Annotated in this window: 6 protein-coding genes; 1 reads left to right on the top strand and 5 read right to left on the bottom strand. The window is 43.2% G+C overall.

The features are described from left to right. Positions 1–328 precede the first annotated feature (328 nt). Together guaA and guaB are read right to left on the bottom strand one after the other, a co-directional pair. Positions 329–1,906, bottom strand: coding sequence for a glutamine-hydrolyzing GMP synthase (gene guaA / locus AEA42_RS05365; protein WP_037420668.1), 1,578 nt, complete (start codon positions 1,904–1,906; stop codon positions 329–331). A 116-nt stretch (positions 1,907–2,022) separates the two neighbouring features. Continuing rightward, positions 2,023–3,489: an IMP dehydrogenase gene (gene guaB, locus AEA42_RS05360; protein ID WP_055647181.1), complete on the bottom strand. Its 1,467-nt coding sequence runs from the start codon at positions 3,487–3,489 to the stop codon at positions 2,023–2,025. Between the two features lie 122 nt (positions 3,490–3,611). Between guaB and xseA the strand changes: the two genes are divergently transcribed. After that, positions 3,612–4,949 (top strand): exodeoxyribonuclease VII large subunit, encoded by a 1,338-nt coding sequence (gene xseA, locus AEA42_RS05355; protein WP_055647180.1) that lies wholly within the window; start codon positions 3,612–3,614, stop codon positions 4,947–4,949. Positions 4,950–5,102: 153 nt separating this feature from the next. Here xseA and AEA42_RS05350 read toward each other — a convergent pair whose 3' ends face one another. From AEA42_RS05350 to AEA42_RS05340, 3 genes are all read right to left on the bottom strand, one after another. Next, on the bottom strand, positions 5,103–5,960 hold the full coding sequence (locus AEA42_RS05350; RefSeq protein ID WP_055647179.1) for a LysR family transcriptional regulator: 858 nt from the start codon (positions 5,958–5,960) through the stop codon (positions 5,103–5,105). A 122-nt stretch (positions 5,961–6,082) separates the two neighbouring features. Next, positions 6,083–7,207: a hypothetical protein gene (locus AEA42_RS05345; protein WP_156312305.1), complete on the bottom strand. Its 1,125-nt coding sequence runs from the start codon at positions 7,205–7,207 to the stop codon at positions 6,083–6,085. A 140-nt stretch (positions 7,208–7,347) separates the two neighbouring features. After that, positions 7,348–8,445: an aromatic amino acid lyase gene (locus AEA42_RS05340; RefSeq protein WP_231640358.1), complete on the bottom strand. Its 1,098-nt coding sequence runs from the start codon at positions 8,443–8,445 to the stop codon at positions 7,348–7,350. Between the last annotated feature and the right edge of the window lie 222 nt (positions 8,446–8,667).

Genomic DNA, 8,667 nt, shown 5'->3' with positions numbered 1-8,667 from the left:
TAGGATATTGGCTTCGCGCATCTTGTTGTCCAAGTGTAGTTTTTAGCGAAACCATTTGATCATGCAACAAGATGCGCTTCCACCCTAATTTGATGATTTATTTGTAAATCATCAGGGGATTCTTCAGTGCGATGCTTGCTCGTATCTACTCATGTTATTTGCCTCTTTTGACTTCGCTAAAAATCAAAGATGCATTTAACATGGGTAGGTATACAGGCAAAGCCTCAAATGATGATAACCACCTACTGAAGTAGGTGGTTTTGGGCTAAAAATAAAAAAGGCGCACTTGGCGCCTTTCGTTAATTAATCATGCCATTAAGACAAGCAATTATTCCCATTCGATGGTTGCGGGTGGCTTACCTGAAATATCGTAAACCACGCGGGAGATACCGTCGATTTCGTTGATGATGCGGTTTGATACGCGGCCAAGGAAATCATATGGCAAATGTGCCCAATGCGCGGTCATAAAGTCGATGGTTTCAACGGCGCGCAGTGACACCACCCAATCGTATTTACGGCCATCGCCCATCACACCCACAGAGCGAACCGGTAAGAACACAGTAAATGCTTGGCTGACTTTGTTATAAAGATCAGCTTTGTGCAGTTCTTCGATGAAAATCGCATCAGCGCGGCGCAGCAAATCACAGTATTCTTTCTTCACTTCGCCAAGTACTCGTACGCCTAAGCCTGGGCCAGGGAACGGGTGGCGGTAAAGCATGTTGTATGGCAGACCTAACTCGAGACCAATCTTACGCACTTCGTCTTTAAAGAGTTCACGCAGTGGCTCAACTAGACCTAGCTCCATATCATCTGGCAAACCGCCAACGTTATGGTGCGATTTGATCACGTGTGCTTTACCAGTTGCGCTACCTGCAGATTCAATCACGTCTGGATAGATAGTGCCTTGGGCTAACCATTTCGCGTTAACGCATTTCTTGGCTTCTTCGTCGAAAATTTCAACGAATACACGGCCGATAATTTTACGTTTCGCTTCTGGATCGGCTTCGCCTTTCAGCGCGTCAAGGAAGCGGTTTTCCGCATCCACATGGACAATATTGAGACCGAAGTGGTCGCCAAACATTTCCATCACTTGCTTGGCTTCGTTCAAACGCAATAGACCGTTATCGACGAATACGCAGGTCAGCTTCTTACCAATTGCGCGGTGCAGCAGCATGGCCACGACAGATGAATCCACACCACCAGACAGGCCTAAAATCACTTCATCATCGCCAACTTGCTTTTTCAAGCGCTCGATAGCGTCTTCGATGATTGAAGAAGGTTTCCAGTTGGCCGCACAACCACAGATATCTAAGGCAAAGTGCGACAGCATACGCATACCTTGACGGGTATGGGTTACTTCAGGGTGGAACTGCACGCCATAGAAACGTTTTTCCTCACAAGACATGGCCGCAAATGGGCAAGTATCGGTTTTAGCTACGGCCACAAAGCCTTCTGGGATCGCCGACACTTTATCGCCATGGCTCATCCATACATCCAGCAGAGACTTGCCATCGCTGCTAACGGCATCTTCAATACCTTTAAACAGGGCAGATTCGGCAAGCATTTCAATTTGGGCATAACCAAATTCGCCTTCACCCACGCCTTGGATCACTTTACCGCCAAGCTGTTCAGACATGGTTTGCATGCCATAGCAAATACCAAGAACAGGTACGCCAGCATTGAACACATATTCAGGTGCGCGGGGAGAGTTATCCGCAGTCACGCTTTCTGGGCCGCCCGCGAGGATAATGCCGTTCGGGGCAAACTCACGAATTTGGGCTTCTGTCACATCCCATGCCCATAACTCACAGTAAACACCAATTTCACGGATACGACGGGCAATCAGTTGGGTGTACTGAGATCCAAAATCGAGGATCAGTATCTTATGCTCATGAATATCGCTCATGGATAACCTTTATTTCATCTATTGTTTTAACTTAGCTCAAGACGAGAGGTGCAATCTTGAGGGCATACGGATCTTAATACCGGGGCGGCTAACTGCCGCCCCGGTATTACAAACGCTTAAGAACCTGAACGATAGTTCGGCGCTTCTTTGGTGATAGTCACATCGTGCACGTGGGACTCGCCCATGCCCGCTGAAGTAACTTTCACAAACTGGGCTTTTTCATTCAGCTCTTGGATAGTGGCACAGCCTGTTAAGCCCATGCATGAACGTAAACCACCCATATGCTGATGGATGATTTCCTTCAACTTACCTTTGTAAGGTACACGGCCTTCAATGCCTTCTGGCACAAGCTTATCGGCAGCATTGTCAGATTGGAAATAACGATCGGAAGAACCTTGAGACATGGCGCCTAGTGAACCCATACCGCGATATGACTTATAGGCGCGGCCTTGATAAAGCTCGGTTTCACCCGGCGCTTCATCAGTACCTGCGAACATTGAGCCCGCCATAATGCATGACGCACCCGCCGCTAACGCTTTGGCTAAGTCGCCAGAGAAACGTACACCGCCGTCGGCGATAACAGGGATACCTAATCCTTTTACGGCTTCGGCCGCATCAGAAACCGCAGTAATTTGTGGCACGCCCACACCTGTCACGATACGTGTGGTACAGATAGAACCTGGGCCAATACCGACTTTAACTGCGTTAACGCCGGCTTCAACTAGGGCCAATGCGCCTTCAGCTGTCGCCACGTTACCACCAATAATTTGTAAATCTGGGTATTTAGCGCGGGTTTCACGGATACGTTGAAGTACACCTTCAGAGTGGCCGTGGGAAGAGTCAATCAGCAGCACGTCAACGCCGGCTTTCACCAGCGCATCGACACGCTCTTCGTTACCCGCACCCGCACCCACAGCGGCGCCCACACGTAAACGACCTAACTCATCTTTACAGGCGTTAGGTTTACGCTCGGCTTTCTCGAAGTCTTTAACTGTGATTAAGCCTTTCAGCTTAAAGTTATCATCAACAACTAACACTTTTTCGATACGGTGAGAGTGCATTAATTTTTGCACTTCATCTAACTTAGTGCCTTCGGCAACCGTGACTAAACGCGCTTTAGGCGTCATCACTTCTTCTACAGTTTTGCTCCAGTCAGTCACGAAACGTACGTCACGGCCAGTGATAATACCCACCAATTCGTTGGCTTCGTTGACCACAGGGTAACCCGCAAAACCATTCTTAGCGGTCAGTACTTTTAAATCAGCCAGCGTGGTTGAAGGTGTTACCGTCACAGGTTGTTGAACTACGCCTGCCTCGTAAATTTTTACTTTACGAACTTCTTCGGCCTGCTTTTCTATGCTCATGTTTTTATGAATAAAACCTAAGCCACCTTCCTGTGCCATGGCGATCGCAAGGCGCGCTTCGGTCACAGTGTCCATAGCGGCAGACACAAGCGGAATATTCAGTTCAATGGTATTGGTCAGGCGAGTTTTAAGAATGGCGGTATTTGGGAGTACAGTAGAATGCGCAGGAACAAGTAACACATCGTCAAAAGTTAGCGCTTCTTTAATTAAACGTAGCATAGGCAACATCTCCCCAGTTGAGTAGGATTTTAGAGGTGAAATATTGCGGCGGGATTATACCTTGCATCTAGGGGGCGGTAAATGGAAAATAGTGAAAAAATCCCATTTGCGCGAGAAAACACATGCAAGTCCCTAAAAATAATATTTATACCGTCTCACGCCTCAATGGTGAAGTCAGACAAATTCTTGAGGGGCAACTGGGTAAGATCTGGCTAAATGGGGAAATTTCCAACTTTTCAGCCCCCAGTTCAGGCCATTGGTATTTAACCCTTAAAGATCATTATTCACAAATTCGCTGCGCCATGTTTAAGGGGCGCAACCAAAGCGTGAGCTTTAAACCCGTGAATGGCCAGCAGGTGATCGTAAAAGGTGCGATTAGCGTTTACGAGCCGCGGGGCGACTATCAATTATTGATAGAATCAATGCTCCCCGCTGGGGATGGTTTACTCGCGCAGCAATTTGAAGCGTTGAAAATGAAGCTCGCCGCGCAGGGATTATTTGCCGCCGACACTAAACGTCAGTTACCGAAAAATATTCAACGCATCGGGGTCATCACCTCCCCCACGGGCGCGGCGATCCGTGATGTCTTGCATGTGCTTGCCCGCCGTGACCCATCGATTGAAGTGATTATTTATCCGACACAAGTACAGGGTGAAAATGCGGATATGAATATCTGCCAAGCGATAAATATCGCCAATCAACGGCTTGAGGTGGATGTATTACTACTTACCCGCGGCGGTGGCTCGTTAGAAGATTTATGGTGTTTTAACAGCGAAGCGCTCGCCCATACCATTTATAACAGCGCACTGCCCATCGTGAGTGCCGTGGGCCATGAAGTCGATACCACAATAAGCGACTATGTCGCCGATGTGCGTGCCCCCACGCCCTCAGCAGGCGCAGAGCTGCTCTCACAGGACAGTGACAATAAAAGCCAACGTTTAGCCACAGTACTTGCCCGCCTTAAACAAAGCGCAAGCCACTATCAACTCAAGCAAGAGAGACGCTTAAGTTTGCTCGAGCACAGACTGCAACGCTTAGACCCTAAACGCACCTTACAGCAATTTGAGCAGCGTTTCGATGAGATGCAATTACGGCTCGAAGCCGCACTTTCTAACAAACTGCATGGCTTAAGTCGCCGTCAGCAGCAACTGGCAAGTCGCCTCGAGCAACAATCACCAAAACATAAACTCGCACTTGAGGCCAATCGTTTGAGCTATTTAGCAACGCGTTTGCAGGACGCAATGCAAGATACCCTCAATCAAAGCGAGCAGCGAATTAAATATGCCGCCCATCAGCTTGAAACCGTCAGCCCATTAGCCACCTTAAGTCGCGGCTACAGCATCACAACTGACAAAAACGGTGAAGTTATCACATCAGCAAGTCAAATCAGTCTTGGTGATACGATTACAACCCAACTGTCCAACGAGCGTCTAATGTCTACCGTTACTCGTCTCCCGTAATATTAGGCCTTTATTAGTTTGCAATTTATTGCGGAATATGTGACACAAAGTGGTAGGCCTTCTGCAATTTACTCTACAAGCATTAGATGCCGTTCACTCATGAAGTGCTGCCAATAAACTAAAGATTTAGTTTATTGGCTAAAAATATTATCATTATATCAGCGACTTGCTGTCACTTGATTCCTTTTTAAACATATTAACTAATGACTTTAAATTTTTATGCTGTGAATATTTTTTTGAATAAAGACATATTGGTCCAAGAACATTGTTTCTAGTTGGACCATGACATACTTCTAAATTAGCATTATTACTAATCATAATGTTCGGTAGCAGTCCAATACCAACACCAGACTCAATCAAACGCTCAGCAAAATCTGGCGTATCAATAATTAACTTACGCTTAAACTCTTTGTTTCGATTTAAAGCTGATGATAAATCATGCCAATGGTCCCAGACTTTTGAATGAACGAGTGTTGGACAGGGGATATCAAACTGTTCATTAACTTTTTTAGCCCAACTAAACTTCAATACATCAATAACACCCTCATTAATATATCTAGAATGACTATCAAATAACCCTTCAGTAATCACTATGTCAGCTTCTTCCTTATCCAGCCAACTTTTTATAGCTGTCAACTCGCCAGTTTTAATATGAAATAAATTATTGTTTATCAACTCATCTGTCAAATAAGGTGCAACATACTTTGTGTAAAGCCTAGGTTGAGTAACAATTACTATTGGTTCTTCTTCAAAAAAATATTCTACAACACTATCAAACTCTTTATAACTATTGACTATTTTTTCTGCAACCAAATACAGCTTCTCACCTTCTTTAGACAGTGAAACGCGGCCTTGCTTTCTAATAAATAGTATTGTATCAAGATCTTTTTCTAATTTTATTATTTGTCCACTTATATTAGGCTGCGTTGTCTCCAATATCTCCGCAGCCCGTGAAAAGCTGGAATATTTTGCTGAAAAATAGAAAGCATGAACAGTGCCACTGCTAATCATAGATTAAAAACCTTGATTTAAAATAATGACAATATAGTCAAAAACCTACTTCTGCCCAACAAAAATATCACAACACGTGTCAAAAGTAACAAATATCAAAATATGGTGAACTAGATCTACCACTAAAAATAGAAGCCAAAGTTTATATTAACTCTTTTATCCCAATCATCACCCACTTCAGGTAAACCTATGTGATCATTATTGGCGGTAGAGAAGGTCATATTTTTACCCATAATAAAGTCGATCATTGTGTAGGTAGGACCTGCAGAAATCGCCATACCAGTGACGTTTTGCATACTGTTATCGTAACTATCATCATCAACATCTGGCGTCATTAAACCAAAGTCGTTGTAGAACTTAATGCTACCCCAATCTGTGTTCACGGTTTTGGCAATGTTGATGTTATAGGCTTGGCCCTTAGAAGCAATTTCATACTGCCAGCTTACTACTGACACGCCAATTTTATTAGAGTCGATAGCATCTGCAGCATCGTATTCATATTGCATGGCTTGCATTTGTAAATTCCAGCCTTTGTAGCTGCTGTCTAAATGCAATGCTACAGCATAGCGATCGCCATTGTTGCCCGTCTCGCTGTTGTAGATTTGGCCATACTGCACAGAGCCACCAAAGGTAGTCGAGCCGCCTTCGTATTCTGTTGTATAAGTTTGTCGCACGTTTAACTGGTTAGTCTCTTCATTGTGATACTCAGTGCCATTGATGGTACCGGTATACAAATCGGTCGAATAACGCTTGTTCTCGGTCGCACCATACTCAGCACTTTTATAAAAGGCTACATCTGTATGCCAACCTTGGTTTTCATAAACCACTTTAACACCTACGTCAGAGTCATCTTCAAACCCTAAGTAATATGGCAAACCAAACCACCAACTATTTGATATTAACTCTCGATTACCAAAAGGAACCTTATTAATACCAACTTGAACTTGCAGATCATCATTTACATCATAGAAACCATAACCATGTTTAATGAAATTCGTTTTTGATGACAGTCTATAATCTGCAGATATCCCCCAGTCCCCTATTTTTCCATTTAACGTTAAAGTTGCAACATCAAAATAAAAATCCCCCCCTTTATCTTTTGAAGCTTGGTCATAATCTCTATAAGCATAGATCGCTCTAACCGAACCGCCAAATTTAATTCCTTCATCTGGCGTATCCGCATAAATACTAAACGCAGACAATCCAACAATTACAGAAATAAACTTACATAATAACTTAATATTCATCAATTACTCCAAAAGACATTAAACTGAAAGAATTATATTATTCATGGAAAAATGAAATAGTTATACTAGGTCGACTTATAGCGTGCAAAGCATATATAAAATGCCTTGCACGACAACCATCATTTAGAAAGTAACAAAAATTATCTTGTACTGTAGGTTTTTAAAAATTTAACACCGTTATTTATATCAGGAGTGTAAATTCTATCTTTAGATACAAATGGAACATATTTACGGTATTCATGAAGAAATTCACTCGTACCATTTCCCATTTTTTGGCTATATTCTTTTGTTCTGATATCCATACCTTGTGTGGTATGCAACACCTCATAAGAGTAAATTTCATAAGCAATATCTGCAATTTTATCTAAGCGATTTGCAATTAAATTGACGTTACTAAAAGTTTCCTCAATACCAACAGATGTTGGTACGCCATAAATTGCAGCACTATTGGTCAGAGACATTGCTTCAGCATAAAGACCGGACATTGACTGTGCAATATTAGCAAAACCATCACCACCAACATTTTCCTTAGAAATTAAGTATGTTGTTAATTTTGTACGGTGACCGTCATCTAATTGGGTTGTACGCCAGGCTGAAATATGAATCACTTGAGCAAGCGCACGACTCAAAGACTCCAACTGCACTGCTAGCTGGGTATTATCAAAATTAGAACCTGAGTTTACAAAAACATTTTTTCCACCAACCCGTAAACCATTAACATAATCGCTATTGCTGTACCATAAATCATCTCTTGCATCTGTATGCACTATTGGATTATCTGTCGTATGGTTGATTGCGGTATTGAGTAACTCTTTTGCTTGGCGTAATTCTTCTTTCGCTGCTGCTAAGATTTGACCTGATGATCGAAAACTTAACGGGTCCTGTAAATTTCGCTTAGCATCAACACTCCAAAGATATGAACCTTTTAAATGAGATAAAATAGATTCTGCCGCTTCATGTCCCTGTGGCCACCCTTTTGTATCGACTGTATGCCATAGAAAAGGAGACACGTTACCATTTAACGCTTCTAAACTAGACGCAATTATCACAGATGATAGATCGAGCAGATGCTCCACTTTTTTCACTGCCGTAACCGATTGTGCTTCAGCTACATTACTATTTGAGAGAATTGAAATACCATCCATCCCAAATGGCTGATATTTTTTCAATCCAAGCTCTTTACGTACCTCAGCTGAAGAGCGACGCTTTCCTTGGTACATGACATCCCACTCACCCATTAAGGCTAAGCCCTGAAGAATCCCCTGATGATTTACAAATAAATCATCAAATTAGGGTGGAAGCGCATCTTGTTGCATGATCAAATGGTTTCGCCAAAAACTACACTTGGACAACAAGATGCGCGAAGCCAATATCCTACAACATTCTTTACACCAATACTGCCCAGAACTTCACCTAAAACGATTAAACAGCTTGATGCTGGCCTCTAAGGCACTGATTGA

It is taken from the genome of Shewanella sp. Sh95 (assembly GCF_001308045.1).
GTDB classification, from domain to species: domain Bacteria; phylum Pseudomonadota; class Gammaproteobacteria; order Enterobacterales; family Shewanellaceae; genus Shewanella; species Shewanella xiamenensis.
The sequence above is the reverse complement of the archived record's forward strand: the minus strand, read 5'-3'. Positions and strand labels throughout refer to the sequence as shown.

Bases quoted from the DNA above. Each gene is read 5' to 3' on its own strand.
- guaB (WP_055647181.1), bottom strand. From the start codon at position 3,489: ATGCTACGTTTAATTAAAGAAGCGCTAACTTTTGACGATGTGTTACTT.
- guaA (WP_037420668.1), bottom strand. From the start codon at position 1,906: ATGAGCGATATTCATGAGCATAAGATACTGATCCTCGATTTTGGATCT.
- AEA42_RS05340 (WP_231640358.1), bottom strand. From the start codon at position 8,445: ATGGGTGAGTGGGATGTCATGTACCAAGGAAAGCGTCGCTCTTCAGCT.
- AEA42_RS05345 (WP_156312305.1), bottom strand. From the start codon at position 7,207: ATGAATATTAAGTTATTATGTAAGTTTATTTCTGTAATTGTTGGATTG.
- xseA (WP_055647180.1), top strand. From the start codon at position 3,612: ATGCAAGTCCCTAAAAATAATATTTATACCGTCTCACGCCTCAATGGT.
- AEA42_RS05350 (WP_055647179.1), bottom strand. From the start codon at position 5,960: ATGATTAGCAGTGGCACTGTTCATGCTTTCTATTTTTCAGCAAAATAT.